The sequence below is a fragment of the Aeromonas sp. BIGb0445 genome, from assembly GCF_024809075.1.
Taxonomy (GTDB): Bacteria; Pseudomonadota; Gammaproteobacteria; order Enterobacterales; family Aeromonadaceae; genus Aeromonas; species Aeromonas rivuli.
In genome coordinates this window covers 185,904-204,382 of the sequence record NZ_JANUES010000005.1, presented here as the reverse complement: position 1 = coordinate 204,382, position 18,479 = coordinate 185,904, and the positions used below count along the sequence as shown (strand labels likewise).

General features: G+C 58.6%; 16 protein-coding genes. 2 read left to right on the top strand and 14 right to left on the bottom strand.

Annotated features, from left to right (window positions below):
• Nucleotides 1-230: 230 nt before the first annotated feature.
• The 13 genes from M2367_RS12855 to nudF form a co-directional block, all read right to left on the bottom strand.
• Nucleotides 231-1,418, bottom strand: coding sequence for an MFS transporter (locus M2367_RS12855; protein ID WP_259236892.1), 1,188 nt, complete (start codon nucleotides 1,416-1,418; stop codon nucleotides 231-233).
• Nucleotides 1,419-2,150, bottom strand: coding sequence for a ferritin-like domain-containing protein (locus tag M2367_RS12850; RefSeq protein WP_259236891.1), 732 nt, complete (start codon nucleotides 2,148-2,150; stop codon nucleotides 1,419-1,421). It lies immediately after the preceding gene.
• A gap of 454 nt (nucleotides 2,151-2,604) precedes the next feature.
• Nucleotides 2,605-4,893 (bottom strand): DNA topoisomerase IV subunit A, encoded by a 2,289-nt coding sequence (parC, locus tag M2367_RS12845; protein ID WP_259236890.1) that lies wholly within the window; start codon nucleotides 4,891-4,893, stop codon nucleotides 2,605-2,607.
• 156 nt (nucleotides 4,894-5,049) lie between these two features.
• Nucleotides 5,050-6,945 carry a DNA topoisomerase IV subunit B gene (parE, locus tag M2367_RS12840; RefSeq protein WP_259236889.1) on the bottom strand — a complete coding sequence of 632 codons (1,896 nt, stop codon included), beginning with the start codon at nucleotides 6,943-6,945 and terminating at the stop codon, nucleotides 5,050-5,052.
• 176 nt (nucleotides 6,946-7,121) lie between these two features.
• The gene (locus M2367_RS12835) at nucleotides 7,122-9,131 is read right to left on the bottom strand and encodes an FUSC family protein (protein WP_259236944.1); all 2,010 of its coding nucleotides are present in this window, start codon (nucleotides 9,129-9,131) and stop codon (nucleotides 7,122-7,124) included.
• Between the two features lie 75 nt (nucleotides 9,132-9,206).
• Nucleotides 9,207-10,073 carry an HlyD family secretion protein gene (locus tag M2367_RS12830; RefSeq protein WP_042041693.1) on the bottom strand — a complete coding sequence of 289 codons (867 nt, stop codon included), beginning with the start codon at nucleotides 10,071-10,073 and terminating at the stop codon, nucleotides 9,207-9,209.
• Nucleotides 10,066-10,284, bottom strand: coding sequence for a DUF1656 domain-containing protein (locus tag M2367_RS12825; RefSeq protein ID WP_005894245.1), 219 nt, complete (start codon nucleotides 10,282-10,284; stop codon nucleotides 10,066-10,068). Before M2367_RS12825 ends, M2367_RS12830 begins: the two co-directional genes overlap by 8 nt.
• Nucleotides 10,285-10,403: 119 nt before the next feature.
• On the bottom strand, nucleotides 10,404-10,799 hold the full coding sequence (locus M2367_RS12820) for a GFA family protein (protein WP_259236888.1): 396 nt from the start codon (nucleotides 10,797-10,799) through the stop codon (nucleotides 10,404-10,406).
• A 36-nt stretch (nucleotides 10,800-10,835) separates the two neighbouring features.
• The gene (locus tag M2367_RS12815; RefSeq protein WP_259236943.1) at nucleotides 10,836-11,447 is read right to left on the bottom strand and encodes an NUDIX hydrolase; all 612 of its coding nucleotides are present in this window, start codon (nucleotides 11,445-11,447) and stop codon (nucleotides 10,836-10,838) included.
• 84 nt (nucleotides 11,448-11,531) lie between these two features.
• Nucleotides 11,532-12,119 carry a YqiA/YcfP family alpha/beta fold hydrolase gene (locus tag M2367_RS12810; RefSeq protein WP_224431985.1) on the bottom strand — a complete coding sequence of 196 codons (588 nt, stop codon included), beginning with the start codon at nucleotides 12,117-12,119 and terminating at the stop codon, nucleotides 11,532-11,534.
• A gap of 74 nt (nucleotides 12,120-12,193) precedes the next feature.
• Entirely contained in the window at nucleotides 12,194-13,012 is an 819-nt protein-coding gene (gene cpdA, locus M2367_RS12805) for a 3',5'-cyclic-AMP phosphodiesterase (protein WP_259236887.1), read from the bottom strand.
• A 26-nt stretch (nucleotides 13,013-13,038) separates the two neighbouring features.
• The gene (locus tag M2367_RS12800; protein WP_259236886.1) at nucleotides 13,039-13,485 is read right to left on the bottom strand and encodes a DUF1249 domain-containing protein; all 447 of its coding nucleotides are present in this window, start codon (nucleotides 13,483-13,485) and stop codon (nucleotides 13,039-13,041) included.
• Between the two features lies 1 nt (nucleotide 13,486).
• Nucleotides 13,487-14,128, bottom strand: coding sequence for an ADP-ribose diphosphatase (nudF, locus tag M2367_RS12795; protein WP_224431982.1), 642 nt, complete (start codon nucleotides 14,126-14,128; stop codon nucleotides 13,487-13,489).
• A 307-nt stretch (nucleotides 14,129-14,435) separates the two neighbouring features.
• On the opposite strand from nudF, the gene tolC reads away from it, so the two are divergent.
• The gene (gene tolC, locus M2367_RS12790) at nucleotides 14,436-15,776 is read left to right on the top strand and encodes an outer membrane channel protein TolC (protein ID WP_224431981.1); all 1,341 of its coding nucleotides are present in this window, start codon (nucleotides 14,436-14,438) and stop codon (nucleotides 15,774-15,776) included.
• Between the two features lie 136 nt (nucleotides 15,777-15,912).
• Here the strand turns inward: tolC and hldE are convergent, their stop codons facing one another.
• Nucleotides 15,913-17,340: a bifunctional D-glycero-beta-D-manno-heptose-7-phosphate kinase/D-glycero-beta-D-manno-heptose 1-phosphate adenylyltransferase HldE gene (hldE, locus tag M2367_RS12785; protein WP_042041703.1), complete on the bottom strand. Its 1,428-nt coding sequence runs from the start codon at nucleotides 17,338-17,340 to the stop codon at nucleotides 15,913-15,915.
• 151 nt (nucleotides 17,341-17,491) lie between these two features.
• On the opposite strand from hldE, the gene lpxL reads away from it, so the two are divergent.
• Nucleotides 17,492-18,415 carry an LpxL/LpxP family Kdo(2)-lipid IV(A) lauroyl/palmitoleoyl acyltransferase gene (lpxL, locus tag M2367_RS12780; RefSeq protein WP_259236885.1) on the top strand — a complete coding sequence of 308 codons (924 nt, stop codon included), beginning with the start codon at nucleotides 17,492-17,494 and terminating at the stop codon, nucleotides 18,413-18,415.
• Nucleotides 18,416-18,479 lie beyond the last annotated feature (64 nt).

The following is an 18,479-nucleotide window of genomic DNA, read 5'->3' as shown; positions in this document are numbered from 1 at the left end:
CAAACTGATTTGACGTGAACGGGCAATGGTCATGGCGCATCCCTCGACAGTGACTCCTCAAGCCAAGTACAGCTCTACACCTTTGTCAAAAAGGTGGGTGTCCCAGTTTTTTGTTTTTTTCTGCGGCAAATGGCAAATGGCAGATGGCAGATGGCAGATAAGAGGGGTTGCCAGCAGGAAAGCTGGCAACCAGTTTTCGCGAACATCTGATTAGGTTTCGCTAATCAGACCTACAACCCTGATGTTAACTTTCCGTGCACAGGATCATACTCATGTTCTTTTCTGATAAATTGGACCACTATAACACTTGCAATAGAGAATGCAGCACCGGTATAGAATACAATCTTATAGTCCTCTATCCATATTGCGCCAAGAATAAATGGTAAAAACACTGCAGCAATGTGGTTTATTGTAAAAGATACACTTGTCGTAGCGGATATATCATCGGGCGTCGCTATTGACTTGAAATAACTTCTCAATGCTATTGACAATGAAAATGCCAAAGCATCCAGTATATATAATATAGACGCACTTGCTTGGCTTTCTACTTGTGAGTATAAAATGAAGATAAGTGTAATGATTATATACTCTAAGGAGAGGGTTCTTTTTGGACCCAACCTAGTTACCAATACACCGATCTTTGGTGCAAAAAAAACAGTTACTATGTGAGCGATGAAAAATAACACAGCCATATTTGAAGCACTGAAATTAAATTTCTCAACCAACAGGAATCCTGCAAACACGACAAATATTTGCCGCCTTGCACCAGCGAGGAAAGTAAGTAGATAGTAAAGCTTATATTTTTTTCTCAACACAGGTTTGTTTTTTTGAGGTGGCGTTGTCGTCTTTATTTGTTGAAATGTGGATAAATACAGAGCTATTAATACGGCACTTACTCCACTGGCAAGAAATACAATATTTAATGTAACATTAAATATGTTCAGCATTGATAATATCAAAACAAAACCAATGATTCCAAAAAATGAATCAGCTGACCTTAGCTGGCCCATTCTTTCATTAAACTCTGATTGAGTATAGAACTGCGTAGTTAATGAAGAGCTCAATGACTCTAGATAATGGAATCCTATCGACATTATCACGGTCGTAAAATAAAATCCGTAAATACTCGGAAACATGCCAGTTATAGATACGCCAATACCAAGAATGGCCAATGATATAATTGCCATTCTCTGCTCTTTAATAAACATCAACCAAAATAAAACTGTAAATGCAAGCAATCCAGGAATTTCCCTAAGGCTTTGTAAGACCCCAAGTGTATCTCCATCCATTCCAACAACATCAACCGCAAAGTTGTTCATGACCACTCGCCATCCTGTATTAGATATGGCTACAGCAGCACCGATCCAGATAAGGAAGCCCGTATTGGACTTCCTGAAAACATCATTGAGCCATAACATTTATGCTGCCTCTTTCATGATTTCAGCAATATTGTCATACATAAATTGACTCATATTAGTTAGATCCTGCCAAGTCTCTTTATTCGTGTGATTAATGCACTCTACAAATATCTGACAGAGGGACTCATCTTCCTCAAGCCAATTACTTACAGTCTGGCCGGTATAGCAAACATGATTGATTTCATCACGCATTATTTTTTCAATTGCAGGCTTCATTTTTAACAATTTTTCATCTTGAAGTTCATTAAGAACATTCAAATAGTGTCGTAACATAGTCCACGAACGCACCTCTATTGAATGCACTCGACAAATAAACTGTTTGAGATCATCATCAAAGTCAAAAACAGAATTTATTTCTTCAGCATGTTCAGAAAAGTCCTCTGTTTCTACTTCATACCCTGTGTATTGCACTAACTCTGCAAACATGGACGAATGATTCATTTCATCATTGACATGCTTTAGCATTTTCTCACGAAGTTCTTTATCGGCATATCGTTCTGCAATTATCCTTACTCGCGCAGCACCTTTAGCTTCATCTATCGCATTTTGAATAAGATTGAAAGCCATCATTTTTTTGCTATTGAAGACGGTTCTAACAATCCCTTCCATGATTGGAGATGTGTAAGATAAATCTGCAATAAGATTATCTAGGACAATCCCCCTATATTTTTCACAAATAGTAATTTCATTTCTCTCATACAGAGAGAATAAATCCTCTGCTAATTTGATCACATGTGTTTCCTCGTTGAAAAATGGGCGGTATAATCCGCCCACTTAAATGACACCAAAATTAATTTTTTTGGAAGGCAGAGTTAGCACGAACCAAACGCGGAGGATTAAAAGAAGAAATACCCTTGATGGTGATAGAGATAGCACTCAGCACTTTATTCTTCATAGACATATTCACATTCCTTATGGATTTTATATTCCACCTCAGGATTAAGGTGGTATTTACATAATAATCATTAAGGCCCGCTCGAGTCTGTGACGGCCATCACATTGTTGCTGACATGGTTGACAATAGATGGTTGCTTGTTAAGTGCTTGATTGAAATTAGTTATTTTTTCAAGTGTGACTGGGTTAGGTTTAGGAAGTCCAATATCTTCCACAATAAGCAGTGATAGCATAAATCTCAACTCATCCACTCAATGCGAAAGAGAGCGACTAGTCGCTCTCTTCTTTACCATTACCCTTCCTGATTGTCCCCCACTACCGTCTCGCCGGCGGCGGGTTCTATTTCTATCCTATCCACCCGCTGCAAGCCTCTTGGCAGCTTGGCGCCGCGGCGGCCGCGCTCGCCGCGGTAGTAGTCCAGATCCGAAGGTTTGAGGGTCAGCTTGCGCTTGCCGGCAAACAGGGTGACATATTGCCCCTGCGGGATAATGGCGGCCATCACCATAAACTCTTCCCGCGCCTTGACGCGAGCGGAGGGGATGCTAATGAGCTTGTTGCCCTTGCCCTTGCCGAGCACCGGCAGGGTGCTGAGCGGGAACAGCAGCATGCGCCCCTCATTGGAGATGGCCATGCAGAGGTCGGTTTCCGGCGAGCCAATCTTCTGGGGCGCCATCACCAGGCCCCCCTCCGGCACGCTGAGCAGCGCCTTGCCGTTCTTGTTCTTGCCGATGAGATCGTCATAGGTGCAGACGAAGCCATAACCGGCATCGGAACAGATCAGATAGGGTTCACCCTCGTTGCCCATCACCAGATGGCGCACCTCTTCCCCAGCCCCCAGGGCGAAGCGGCCGGTGAGCGGCTCCCCCTGACTGCGGGCCGATGGCAGACCATGGGCCTCCAGCGCGTAGGTTCTGCCAAGGCTTGAGAGGAACACCGCCTGCTGGTTGCTGCGGCCACAGGCGTGGGCCAGATAACCATCCCCCGCCTTGTAGGAGAGGCCTTCCACGTCCACGTCGTGGCCCTTGGCGGCCCGCACCCAGCCAGAGCTTGAGAGGATGACGGTGACCGGCTCGCTCGGGGTCAGCTCCTTCTCGGTCAGGGCCACAGCGGTGGCACGCTCCACCAGCGGGGTGCGGCGATCGTCGCCGTACTTCTCGGCATCCGCCAGCAGCTCTTTCTTGAGCAGGGTATTGAGGCGGCGCTCCGAGCCCAGCAGCAGTTCCAGCTTGTCGCGCTCTATGGCCAGCTCGTCCTGTTCGGCGCGCAGCTTGAACTCTTCCAGCTTGGCCAGATGGCGCAGTTTGAGCTCGAGGATCGCCTCGGCCTGGGTCTCGCTGATGTTGAAGCGCTCCACCATCACCCTGCCCGGCTCATCCTCGGTACGGATGATCTCGATCACCTCGTCGATGTTGAGGTAGGCCACCAGCAAGCCTTCGAGGATGTGCAGGCGAGCCAGCACCTTGTCGAGGCGATACTGCAGACGGCGACGCACCGTCTCGCGACGGAAGACAATCCACTCGGCGAGGATCATCTTGAGGGTCTTCACCTGGGGTCTGTTGTCCAGCCCCAGGATGTTGAGGTTGACCCTGTAGTTCTTCTCCAAGTCCGTGGTGGCGAACAGGTGGGCCATCAGCGCCTCCACATCCACCCGGTTGGAGCGGGGGATGATCACCAGACGGGTCGGGTTCTCATGATCCGATTCGTCGCGCAGGTCGGTGACCATGGGCAGCTTCTTGGCCACCATCTGGGCGGCGATCTGCTCCATGATCTTGGCGCCTGAGGCCTGATGGGGCAGCGCCGTGATGACGATGTCGCCATCCTCCTCGTTCCACACCGCCCGCTGCTTGATGGAGCCCTTGCCAGTCTCGTAGATTTTGCGGATATCATCGCGCGGGGTGATGATCTCGGCATTGGTCGGGTAGTCCGGCCCCTGGATGTGTTGCATCAACACATCCAGCCCCGCATTGGGGTTGTCGAGCAGCTCCACGCAGGCATGGGCCACTTCCCGGGCGTTGTGGGGCGGAATGTCGGTCGCCATGCCCACCGCGATGCCGGTGATGCCGTTGAGCAGTATGTGGGGCAGACGGGCCGGCAGCACCACGGGTTCTTTCATGGTGCCGTCGAAGTTCGGCGTCCACTCCACCGTGCCCTGGCCGAGCTCGGAGAGCAGCAGCTCGGAGAAGCGCGACAGCCGCGCCTCGGTGTAACGCATGGCGGCGAAGGATTTGGGATCGTCCGGCGCACCCCAGTTGCCCTGACCGTCCACCAGCGGATAGCGGTAGGAGAAGGGCTGAGCCATCAGCACCATGGCTTCATAACAGGCGCTGTCACCGTGGGGGTGGTACTTACCCAGCACGTCACCCACGGTACGGGCGGACTTCTTGTGCTTGGAGAGCGCGGAGAGCCCCAGCTCGCTCATGGCGTAGATGATGCGCCGCTGCACCGGCTTGAGGCCGTCGCCGATATGGGGCAGGGCCCTGTCCATGATGACGTACATGGAGTAGTTCAAGTAAGCCTGCTCGGTGAAGGCGCGCATCGGCTGGCGCTCTACCCCGTCCAGACTGAGCTCTAGATCGCTCATAGATTTGTTCTCTTTCGGTTATAGAGCCGGTTGGCGCTCTACTTCATCCAACAGACTGAGCTCGATAGCATCACTCATAGGATTGTGCTCTTGCTGGGGCGCGCCACCGGGTGGGGCGCCTGAAATTCGGGTCGACTGGCGACGGACACCATTGGCTTAGATGATGGCGAGGTTGCCCTTCTCTTCCAGCCACTCCCGGCGATCCCCGGAGCGCTTCTTGGCCAGCAGCATGTCCATCAGCTGCAGGGTCTCGTCCCCCTCCTCCAGCTCGCCCATGGTGAGCTGCACCAGGCGGCGGGTGTTGGGATCCATGGTGGTTTCCCGCAACTGTTTCGGGTTCATCTCACCCAGCCCCTTGAATCGGGTCACCATCACCTTGCCCTTCTTCTTCTCGGCCTCGACCCGCTGCAGCACGCCGTTCTTCTCGTCCTCGTCGAGGGCGTAGAACACCTCCTTACCGATATCTATCCGGTAGAGGGGCGGCATGGCCACATAGACGTGGCCCTTGTTGACCAGGGTGCGGAAGTGTTTCACGAACAGGGCGCAGAGCAGGGTGGCGATGTGCAGACCGTCCGAGTCCGCATCCGCGAGGATGCACACCTTGCCGTAGCGCAGGCCGGAGAGATCCTCGGAGTCCGGATCCAGGCCGATGGCCACCGAGATGTCGTGCACTTCTTGCGACGCGAGCACCTGGCCAGCCTCCACCTCCCAGGTGTTCAGGATCTTGCCGCGCAGGGGCATGATGGCCTGGAACTCGCGATCCCGCGCCTGCTTGGCGCTGCCGCCCGCGGAGTCACCCTCCACCAGGAACAGCTCCCCCTGCATGGGGTCGGCGCAGTTGCAGTCGGTGAGCTTGCCGGGCAGGGCCGGGCCTTGGGTTATCTTCTTGCGCACCACCGTCTTGGCGGCGCGCAGCCGGCGCTGGGCACTGGAGATACAGATCTCGGCGATCTGCTCCGCCAGCTCGGTGTTGCTGTTCAAATACAAGCTGAACGCATCTTTGACTATCCCGGAGACGAAGGCCGAGCTCTGGCGGGACGAGAGCCGCTCCTTGGTCTGACCGGCAAACTGGGGATCCTGCATCTTGATGGAGAGGATGTAGGCGCAGCGATCCCAGATATCTTCCGGGGTCAGTTTGACCCCGCGCGGCAGCAGGTTTCTGAACTCGCAGAACTCGCGCATGGCGTCGAGCAGCCCCTGGCGCAGGCCGTTGACGTGGGTGCCGCCCTGGGCGGTGGGGATCAGGTTCACATAGGATTCGGCGAGGCACTCGCCCCCTTCCGGCAACCAGCACAGGGCCCAGTCCGCGGCGGATTGATCGGTACTGAACGAGCCGACGAAGGGCTGCTCCGGCAGGCAGGTGAACTGCTTGACCGCATCGACCAGATAATCCTTGAGGCCATCTTCGTAACACCACTCCAGCTTGATGCCGGTGTTCTTGTCGAGGAACTTGATGGTGAGGCCGGGGCAGAGCACGGCCTTGGCCTTGAGCAGGTGTTCCAGCTTGGAGACCGAGAAGCGCGGCGAGTCGAAATAGCGCGCCTCTGGCCAGAAGCGCACCCTTGTGCCGGTGTTGCGGCGCCCGCAGGTGCCGGTGATGGTCAGATCAGACACCTTGTCGCCGCGCTCGAAGGCGATGTCATAGACCTGGCCGTCCCGGCGTACCGTCACCTCGACCCGATCGGAGAGGGCGTTCACCACCGAGATGCCCACCCCGTGCAGACCGCCTGAGAACTGGTAGTTCTTGTTGGAGAACTTGCCCCCCGCGTGCAGCTTGCAGAGGATCAGCTCCACCCCCGAGACCCCCTCCTCCGGATGGATGTCGACCGGCATGCCACGGCCGTCATCGATCACCTCGAGGGACTGGTCTTCAAACAGGGTCACCTCCAGGGTACGGGCATGGCCCGCCAGCGCCTCGTCGACGCTGTTGTCGATGACCTCCTGGCCGAGGTGATTGGGCCGGGTGGTGTCGGTGTACATGCCGGGACGGCGACGCACCGGTTCGAGGCCATTGAGGACCTCAATGGCATCGGCATTGTATTGAGTGGACATGGAGGGCCTTGCGAATTGACGTTTGGGGAGAATCTTAACTCTTGCGAGGGCCTTGGACAAACGAGACGACGGCAAAGAGTGACCGGATCGAGAGAAATGGCAGCCAAGGCAGGAGGCCATCCCTTTGCAACCCCCTTGCTGCCAGGAGGGAAAATCCGTCCCGACCCAGACCCGACTCAGTCGCTGGGCAGCGCCTGCTCTAGCTGGGAGAGGGAGCTGGAGAGCCGCCAGATGAGCCCGGCCAGCGCCCGGGACTCCCTGTCCGGATCGCGGGCGAGCAGCCCATCCAGGCGCGTCAGCTCGGTCAGGGTGCTGGCAAGGTGTGCCTGCTGCACGCCCCCCTCGGTCAAGATCCCTTTCAGGCTGCGAATGCAGCGATCCCGCACCGGATAGAGAGCGGGATTGAGCCCGCGCCAGTCCCGCAATTGCCAGACGATGTGGCTGCAGTTGAGCAACACCACCCCCCAGCGCAGCACCCAGAGCCGGGCCTGCTGATCCTGGCCCTGGCTGAGCTGGCTGATGGCGTGATAGATGCGGGACTCAAACTCGTGCTCACTCTGCTGCGGCCGGGTGCGCAGCTGATCCATGAAATCCCGGCGCAGACGGCGCATCAGGCGGCGGCTCTTGCGGCCATCCGAGCTCGGTCTCAGGATCTGAAACGCCAGCCCGGCGACCATCACCCCCAGCATCTGGGCCAGACTGCCGTTGATATAACCCAGGAAGTCATAGCTGGGGGGATTCGAGATCGCGAGAAAGGATCCAAGCATCACGATCAACTGACCCCAGAGCGCGGCGCTGGCCGGCCGCTGCAACTTGAGGAGCTGCATGGTTATCAGGGCGGGCAGCAGCAACAGGATGAGGGGCCAGAGCGCCTCCAGCCTGATCATCAGGCCGAACTTCACCAGGAAGCAGACCAGACTGAGCAGCACTATGGCCTGCAGCATGGTGGTCACGCTTTTAAGAGGCGCAGGCACCGCCGAATAGAGCACGCAACTGATCGAGAGCAGGGTCAGCGCCGCGCTGCCCCCATCCCACTGAGTCTGGAACCAGAAGATGCAGCCCAGCAGCACACAGAGAAAGGTGCGCGCGCCGTTATAGGCAGCCTCATAGCTGTCGGTGTGCATGGTCAGGGAAGCCAGTCTGGGGGGGGCGGGCCATTGTACTGGCTCCTCCTGTCCTCTCTGCCTGGCCTGCACCAGCCTGTCCAGCCAGCGCTGCGCCTCCAGATAGCACCAGCAGAAGTGGCGCAGCCGCTGCCAGAACACCCGAGTACGATAATCCTCACTCCCGGCCAGGGGCGCCAGCAGGCGGGCGATGCGGTATTTGTCGCAATCGGGGGCGGCCAGGGCCTTGAGCAACGCGGCGAGCAACTCATTGAGCCCGGCAGGGGGCGCTGGCCAGTTGTGCAGCAGGCGACGTACCCCGGAGATGAGGCTGGTCATGCGCAGTTGGCGATGGAGCAGGAAGTTGAACAACCGGTTGTGGCGCCTGAACCTGTGATGGCTCCACACCGCCTGGATACGCAGCACATTCATGGTGAGGATCTGGCTGATGATGCCCTGGTGGGCCTGGCGGATATCGGCATTGCTCTGCCCCTGCCAGAGCAGCTGGGCATGTTCGAGCAGGCGGGTCTGGCTCTGGCGCAGGGAGCCGAGCAGGGTCTCGCCATCACCGGTACTCGGCAGCAGCATCATCATGAAGGCGCCGCAGAGGATGCCGGTGATCACCTCGCTCACTCGCGCCTGGGCGATGTCGAAGATGTAGAGAGAGTCATCGACGTTGACGCAGGAGAACGCAATGATGGCCGCGGTGTAGCCCGCCAGGGCGAAGCCGTAGGAGACATTGTTCTGATAGTGGTTGGAGACATAGGTACAGAGGCCTATCCAGAGTGCGATCAGCAGGCTGAACAGCCAGGGATCGGCCAGACCATAACTGGCGATCAGGATGGCGGCCATGGCCCCCATCAGACTGCCCAGTACCCTGCCCAGGCTCTTGCTGATGACGCCCCCCACCGTGGGGAAACTCACCACCGCGGCCGAGGTCATGGCCCAGTAAGGGGAGTCGAGTTGCAGCACGAAGGCGAGCCAGAGTGCCAGACACATGGCAAGGCCATTGCGCAGGGCATAACGCCACTGATCCGCGCTCGCCTTGCCCCAGGGGCTCTGGCGCCAGCGGGGTAGCGCCAGCCTCACCACCGCCTCCTGCCGTCGTCAGGGCACAAGCCCGCGCAGCAGCCCGGCAGGGGCACAAACAGGGGGATATCAGTCATGGATGGCAATGGAGACGGTGGTACCGGCGATCAGGGTGACATCCGCTGGCACCTCATCGAGTCGAATGCGCACCGGCACCCGCTGGGCGAGGCGCACCCAGGGCACGTTCGGTTTGACATCCACCAGCAGTCCGGAGCCTGACGCCAGGCTCTGATCATGGATGGCGCGCCCGATGCTCTCCACGGTGCCGGTCAAGGGCCTGTCCGAGCTGTAGAGCACTATCTCGGCCCGCCTGCCGATACGAATATGGCGCAGCTTGGTCTCCTCGAAATAGCCCAGCACATAGAAGGAGTGGGTATCGACCAGCGCCACCAGCGGGGTCCCCGCACTGGCATAGTTGCCAACCCGGGTTTGCAGGTTGGTGATGTAGCCATCGGTGCTGGCATGGATATCTGTCTTGGCCAGGGACCACTGCGCCTGGGCCAGGTTGGCCTTGGCCACCTCAAAGGCGGCCTGCATCGCCTGTTGATTCAGCTTGGCCTCGTCCACCGCCTCCGCCGAGATGACATTGCGCGCCAGGTTGCGTCTGCGGCTCGCCTCGTGACTGGCCTTGGCAAAGTCGGACTCCGCCTTGCTCAGAGCGGCCATGGCATTGCGTTCGGCGATGCGATAGGGCTCGGGATCGATACGAAACAGCAGCTCTCCCTGCTTTACCAACTGGTTGTCCTGCACCCGGACATCGAGCAGCTTGCCCGACACCTCGGGGGTGACGCTGACCAGTTCGGCACGCACCTTGCCATCCCGGGTCCAGGGGCCCTGCATGTAGTAGTTCCACAGCCACCAGGCGGCCCCCAGCGCCAGGGCGCAGACCAGCAGGGTAGATAGATATTTGAGAGTCGCCAGCGGTGATTTAGCCATGTAGCAAGATCCAGAGAGCGCCGCACACGGCGAGTACGAAGAGGGAGAGATCCATCAGCATGGGGTGCCAGACATCACCGCCATAGAGCCAGTCGCGCACCAGACGATGCAGCGGCAGCCAGCCGAGCAGCCCGAGCAACACCGCCTTGAACAGGGGCGGAAAATAGAGCGAGGCGCCGAGGATCAGATCGGGCAGTGCTGAAGGGGTCATCACTGGCGTGCTCCCTGTTTGGCGAAGAAGGGCTGAAGAAACCCGTTATGACCTGCACCGGGGCAGGCTTGCCAAGGTTAACACAGCCATTCGGGTCGCTACAGCAACAGATGGCCCCCTTATCGGTCGGCCGGGTGATTTACCCCGTCCCGCAGCGGCACCTCACCCAGCTCGAACGGATTGACACCGTCGAGGCAAGCGAGGTTGTAGCCATACTCGGCTGGATTGGATCTGCGCTGATGATGGGTATAGATGCCGCATCTCCCGCAAAAATAGTGGCGGGCGGTGCGAGTATTGAACTGGTAGCAGCGCAGCACCTCTTCCCCTTGCAGTATGCGGATCGCCGCCAGCGGTACCGAGGCGACGATGGCGCCGCGCCGCCGACACAGAGAGCAGTCACAGCGGCGTGGATCCACCACGCCGTCCGGCAGACTGAGCTCCAGTACCACGGCCCCGCAATGGCAGCTGGCCCTGTGTGTCTCTTCGATGGGGGTATTGCCGATGCGTTTGATCATGCAGCCTCCTTGCCGCTGGGCCTCGCCCTGACGGGATCAGTCGAACAGGGTCTCGCACCGCCCCTGCTGCACATGGGCATGCAAGGTACGCAGTTGTGACGCCACCACCCTATGGCGCGACAACTCGGGCAAGGCGTCGATGGGGAAGTAGGCGGCGTCTTGGGTTTCGTCCGTCTCGGTGAGCAGTTGCCCCCCCACGACCTCGCACAGGAAGAAGGCCTTGTGGGCATGGGGCAGCTGCGGCGGATGGGGATGTTTGAGCTTGTCAAACAGCGCCAGCAGTTGCACGGCGCGACAGACCAAGCCCGTCTCCTCGACCACCTCTCGCACCACGGCCCCCGCCGGTGAGTCACCGATATCGCACCAGCCGCCGGGCAAGGTCCAGCAACCATCGCTGCGCTCGCGCACCAACAGCAGCTGCCCCTGCTCGTTGAGGATCAGGGCGCGCACATCCAGCTTGGGGGTCGGATAGCCGCTATCCAGGGCAATCCAGTCAGCAATCTTCTGGGTCGGCAGCGTGCCCTGCTCGGCGATAAGGGCAGCGGTGGCATCGCGCAAGGCATGAAAGCGCCCTATGTCGAAGGGATCCCTGGAGTAGGTCAGTCCGGCCTGGGCCGTGGCCAGTACCTGTTCCAGAAAAGAAGCCAGCCGAGGCTGGTCTGGGCCGGATCGCGAGTCCGGGTGATGGCTCTCTTGGGGGTCTGACTGGGGGTGGGTGTCGGGAGCCATGATTCAGAGCCCCAGAAAATGGACTATCTGGGCCGGGAAACGCTCGAAGCCGACGAAGCTGTGATCGCCACCGCACTCGAGGGAGAGCCGGGCAAAGGAGTACTCGCTCAGCGCCTTGCGATAGTCGAGCACCTCGTCCTCCTGCTGTTGCAGCACCCAGAGCCGATCCGGTGCCGTCACCGGCACCGCCAGCGCCCTGAGCTCGTCCATGTGCCGGGGCAGCAGTTCATAGCGCTCATGGGTATAGGGATTGGTCTGTGGCCCCAAGAAATCTTGCAGCAACTCATGGGGACGTACCGCCGGATTGATCAAGGCGGCGCGGCAGCCATAGCGCTCGCTCACCCGGGTCGCCATAAAACCGCCCAGGGAGCTGCCCACGGCGCCGAGCCTGAGGCGGTCGCCGTGGCGGGCCTGCGCGGCCGCGATGGTCTGCTCTATGGCCGCCCAGGCTGCTGCCGGGGTATTGGGCTGCGCCGGGATCAGCACCTCGATGTCGGGCCTGTGTTCGGCGAGCCAATCGGCCATCTGGTGCGCCTTGGCCGAACCGGGTGAGGAGTTGAAACCGTGCAGATAAAGCAACACTGAACTCATCGTGCCCCTCCGAGCAACCTTGGCGCCGCGTTGACATCCCAAGGATAAAGTAGCACCACGTTCATATCAGCCCCTCAATAACCGGTGGCATTCGGGTCTGGTGCAAACTGGCCCAGGGGCAGGCGCCACACCTGGCTGGCGATACGGCCATCGGGGTGCAGGGTCAGGTAACGCCAACCCGGGCCCGACTCATCCAGAGTGAAGCCCTCACAGAGCGGCTTGAACTGGATGCAGGTGGAGGGGCTGGCGATGAGCCGCACTCCCCTGTGTACCTCGTCAAACTCCTGATGGACATGGCCAAACAGGATGGTTTTTTGCTGCGGATGGCGCGCCAGTACGGCGAAGAGATCATCGGCATTCTTGAGGTTGTGCTGATCCAGCCAGGCGCAGCCCACCGGCACCGCCTGATGATGCAAGGCGATGAGGGCATGGCGCTCCGGGTGCTGGCGCAGGGCCAGATCCAGGGCCGCCAACTGGTGATCCCCAAGCACCCCATGGGGTTTGCCGCGCACCTGGGTGTCGAGCAGTATGATCTGCCAGTGATCCCCCACCAGTTGCTTGGCCTCGCTGATCCCGGCCGCATGCAGGTACTCGGTCATCAGGGGGCCGTCGTCGTGATTGCCGGGCAGCCAGTAGATGGGGCGCGACAGGGGCGCCATCATGGAGGCAAAACGCTGGTAGGATTCCGGACTGTGATCCTGGGAGAGATCCCCGGTCGCCAGAATAAGGTCGAACGGATGGGCATTGACCTGAACCCGTTCGAGTACGGCAGCCAGGCTGTCGGCGGTCCGCACGGCCAGCAGACTGCCTTCACCGCTGGCGAACAGATGGGTATCGGTTATCTGTAACAGGCGCACACTGCCGTCGGGCGCCTGAGGTAGCTCTGTGTCCAAGATCACGCTTCTTTTTATTGGTTCAACTAGAGGATGTTAATCAGACTGGTACCGTGCCTGAGACAAAACTTGAGCCAATCGGCGAGGAACAGATTTACCTGCTCTTTTTCATCCCGTTGGTGCATTTTTGTATTGGGGTAATCATAACGTGGTTGCAACCTGGAAATCTGTTGCGCCGCACACACTTCCGCCATTCGCACATCATGATACAAACGAATCTCTATGCGAGTCTGCAAATAGTCCGGTAACTCAGGGTTGTGCTGAGCCAGGATCACCTGACTGGTGAACCGGCTCTCCTCGCTGACGGTGAGCTGGAACTGCAGGCCATTGCCGACCTGATAGCGGCGCTCGGCTCCTACGCTGCCGCCGGGAGGCAGCAACTTCATCAACGCCATATAGTTAACCTCGCAGGTACGCTGCAAGGACATCAAATCAGGCACATAGCGCTTAGCCTGCTGCAGGGTGAGCGCCACCTTAGCGCCCAGCCAGCCAGCGCGCACGCAGCTCACCGTGATTGAGGGCCAGCCACTGCAGGGCGATGACGGAAGCGGCGTTGTCGATACGCCCCTCCTTGAGCCAGGCATAGGCCTGCTCGCGGCTCACCCTGTGCACCCGGATGTCTTCCCCCTCCTCGGCCAAGCCATGCAGGCCCTGGGCCTGGCTGGCATCGACCTCGCCCACGAACACCTCGATGCGCTCCGTGCTGCCACCGGGGCTCACCAGATAGCTGATGGCATGCTCACAGCGACCCACCTCGATACCCGCCTCTTCCACCGCTTCCCGGCGCACCACAACTTCGGCGGTCTCCCCTTCGTCTATGATGCCGGCCACCAGCTCCAGCAGCCAGGGAGTGGGACTGGTCTCGATGGCGCCGATACGGAACTGCTCGACCAGCACTATCTCGTCGCGCACCGGATCATAGGGCAACAACGCGGCGGCATGACCCCGCTCGAACAGCTCACGCACTATGGGTTCATTCCAGCCCCCGGCAAATAACCTGTGCTGCAAACGATAGACGTTCACTTTGAAAAAACCGTTATACCCTACTGATTTTTCAATGATTTTTACATCTTCCACGCCATAATGGACGGTATCTGGCAAGGCTTGCTGCGACATCTGCTGCTCCCGTCGGCTTGACTTGGCCCGGTTAGACCATAAAATCCGAGTTCATGAATGAACATTCATTCACTCACCCTTGATATCGATGAGCGATGGATTTTAGCAGTCACAGGGCATTTGGCTAGGCGTTCGCGGGAGAAAAACCCCGCTGTTTTTGTTCCTTTTCTTCGGGTCAGAACCGGACGGCTTTCGTGAAATTTTGCAGATAGTGACTCGATTAAGCTGAAATCCAGTTTGGTTGGTGACAATATCTTTCCTACATCCAGTGGCAGCTTCGAGTTAATACATAAGGTTAAGAGAATCTATGAACAGAACACTCCTGTCAGTCATGGTCCTGCTCGGCCTCAGCGCCAGTGCCCACGCTGAAAACTTGCTCGACATCTATACCCAGGCGCAACAGAAGGACACCCAGCTGCTGGAGTCCAAGGCCCGCCGCGACCAGGCCTTCGAGAAGATCAATGAGTCTCGCGCCTCCTTGCTGCCCCAGATCAACCTGGGTGCCGGTCTCAACTACCTGGCCAACAAGAGCGACACCCAGACCAATGGCAATGCCACCGGCAGCCTTTCTCTGGACCAGTCCATCTACCGTCGCAGCAACTGGGTCAACCTGGACCTGACCGAGAAGAGCGCCACCCAGTCTGACGTCACCTACAACCTGGAATACCAGCGTCTGATGGTGCGGACCTCCCAGGCCTATTTCAACGTGCTCAATGCCCAGGACACCCTGGAATTCGTACGCGCCAACAAGGCCGCGGTCGAGCGTCAACTCGAGCAGACCCAGCAGCGTTTCGAAGTGGGTCTGACCGCCATCACCGACGTGCACGAAGCCGAAGCCTCTCGTGACCAGGCCCTTGCCGACGAGATCAATGCCGAAAACAACCTGGATAACAGCTACGAAGCCTTGCGTGAGCTAACCGGTGTCGATCACCGCAATCTGGACGTGCTCAACACCGACCGCTTCACGCCGCAAAAAACCGGTTTCAATTCTGACAAGTGGCTGGAAGTTGCCCTGGACAAGAACCTGGAGCTGCACAGCGCCCGCATCGGCAAAGACATCGCCAAGGAGCAGATCGATCTGGCCAAGACCGGTCATGAGCCGACCCTGGATCTGGGCGCCGGTCTGAACACCGGTTATTACGATTACAAGGACGAGACCATGAACTCGGACGGTAACGATAACCAGGCCAACATAGGGCTGACCTTCAAGCTGCCGCTCTATACCGGCGGCGCGACGACCTCCCAGGTCAAACAGTCCCAATACAACTATGTGGCAGCCAGCGAGCAGCTTGAGCGCAGCTTCCGCTCCGTGCAGAGCAGCGTGCGTTCCTCCTATAACAACGTGAACGCCAGCATCGGCTCGGTCCGTGCCTACAGCCAGTCGGTGATCTCCGCCGAGAGCGCCCTGAAGGCGACCGAAGCCGGTTATGAAGTGGGCACCCGTACCATAGTCGACGTGCTCGACTCGACCCGCAAGCTGTATGACGCCAAGCAGAAGCTCTCCGAGGCACGTTACAACTACATCCTCAGCATCCTCGCCCTCAAGCAGGCGGCGGGCGTGTTGGAACAGAAAGACATCGTAGAGGTCAACCAGGGCCTGATGATTGCCCCAGCCGATGCCCCCAAGAGCACCAGCCGTACCTATTGATTGACCCTGCACTAACGAAAAAGGCGACCCTGAGGTCGCCTTTTTTATGAGTGCCGCTCACCATCCCGGGCGAACAACCGCGCTGAATAACAGCCCGAAGAACCAGCCTTGGCCGGTTTTTCAGGGCGGCTATCGCTTATCCGCGTTCGCGAATGGTCTTGATGATGTCGCTGGTAGAGCAGCCATCCTCGAAGTTGAGGACTCGCACCTCGCCGCCATTGGCGGTCACTTCGTCATAACCGGCGATCTCTTCGGGTTGGTAGTCACCCCCCTTGACCAGCAGATCCGGCAGTATCTCGGCGATCAGGCGCTGGGGGGTATCCTCGGCAAAGGGCACGACCCAATCCACGGCACCCAGGGCGGCCAATACGGTCATGCGACGCTCGGTCGGATTGACCGGGCGGCCCGGCCCCTTGAGGCGGCGCACGGATTCATCGGTGTTGACCGCGACGATCAGGCGATCCCCCAGCTTGCCTGCATTGGCAAGATAGGAGACATGGCCGGCGTGCAGGATATCGAAGCAGCCGTTGGTCATGACCACCTTCTCGCCACGACGACGAGCGGCATCGACCGCTATCTTGAGCTGCTGCTCGGAGAGCACACCAAAGCCGGTCTCGTGCTCGTTGTAGAGCGCATTGGCCAGCTCGACCGGGCTGACGGTGGAGGTACCGAGCTTGCCGACCACTATGCCCGCGGCGGTGTTGGCCAGGGCGCACGCCTCGTCCAGGGTCTTGCCGGCGGCCAGAGCGGTAGCCAGGGTCGAGATGACGGTGTCACCGGCCCCGGTCACGTCATAGACCTCATGGGCCTGAGCGGGCAGATGCAACTCTTCCTGTCCTGCACGGATCAGGGTCATGCCATTCTCGGAGCGGGTCACCAGCAAGGCATCCAGCTCGAAGCGCTTGACCAGCTCCAGGCCACGGCTGACCAATTCCTGTTCACTCTTCACCTTGCCCACCACCGCCTCGAACTCGGACATGTTGGGGGTGAGCAAAGTGGCACCACGGTACTTCTCGAACTCGGTCCCCTTGGGGTCAACCAGCACAGGAATACCGGCGGCACGGGCACGGGCTATCATGCCCGGCACATCGTTGAGCGCGCCCTTGCCATAGTCGGAGAGGATCATCACATCGGCATGAGGCAGCGCCTGCTCGACCTTGCCCATCAGCAGCGAGGCGTCGACATCGTGGAAGGCCTCCTCGAAGTCCAGGCGCAGCAGTTGCTGGTTGCGTGACAATACCCGCAGCTTGGTGATGGTGGGATAGTCCCTGAGGCGCACGAAGTCGCAGGCCACCTTGACCCCGGCCATCTGGCTCGCCAACGCATCGGCGGCCTCATCCTGCCCGGTCAGGCCCAGCAGCACGGCGTGAGCGCCGAGGGCCGCCGAGTTGAGCGCCACGTTGGCCGCGCCACCCGGGCGCTCCTCGATGTGCTCTACCTTGACCACGGGTACCGGCGCTTCCGGCGAGATACGGCCGGTGGGGCCATGCCAGTAGCGATCCAGCATGACATCGCCGACAACCAGTACGCGGGCTTTTTCAAAATCGGGCAGGGTGATCTTCATCTGTATCGACTCTCACAACCGGAAAAATCAGCAGAGGATTTTATCACAGTCTCTGGCGCCGTGTTAACAACGCCATTGGCCGCGCCATTCGCCAGCGGCCGTATTTTTCGGCTAGAATCCCCCGACTGAGTTTGCGAACACGAGAATCTTCATGGCCCAAGATAATACTCCCCGCCTCACCCCTCCTCTATTTCACCCCCGCTATTGGGGCAGCTGGTTAGGGCTTTCCCTGCTCTGGTTGCTGGTCCTGTTGCCATGGCGTACCCAGATGTGGCTAGGTCGTGGCCTGGGCGCCCTCGCCCGCCGTCTGCTCAAGTCCAGGGTGAAAATTGCCCGTCGCAATCTTGAGCTGGCCCTGCCCGAACTGAGCCGGGACGAGCGCGAGGTGCTGCTCAAGCAGAACTTCGACAGCGTAGGTTGCGCCATCTTCGAGGTGGGTATGGCCTGGTTCTGGCCGGATTGGCGCATGCACAAGCTGATGACGGTCAAGGGGGAAGAGCATGTCCACAACGCCGTGGCCAAGGGCCAGGGCATGTTGCTGCTCTCCTGCCACTTCTTGACTCTGGAACTCAACGCCCGCTGTTTCGGCCTGGTCAGGCCCGGGGTCGGCGTCTATCGCCCCAATACCAATCCAGTGCTGGAGTATGCCCAGTACCATGGCCGCTGCGCCTCCAACAAGTACCTGGTCGATCGCACCGACGTGAAGGGGATGATCAAGGCGCTGCGCAACGGGGATGCGCTCTGGTACGCACCGGACCACGACTACGGCAGCCATGCCAGCGTCTTCGTGCCCTACTTCGCGGTCGAGAAGGCCGCCACCATCACAGGTACCGCCACCCTGGCACGGGTCAAGAACAGCGTCACCCTGCCCTGCTACAACATTCGTACCGCCAAGGGGTACGAACTGAATATAGGGGCGCCACTCGCGGACTATCCTAGTGGGGATGAGCTGGCGGATGCCGCGCGGGTCAATCGGGAAATTGAAACCGCCGTGCGCCGAGCCCCCGAGCAGTATATGTGGCTGCATCGTCGCTTCAAGACCAGGCCCAGCAAGGAAGATCCCGGTTATTACTGATGTGAAACTGCTGGGAAAACCGCCTTTTCACGATTTCCTTATCATTTTTGACAGCCAAAGGTTT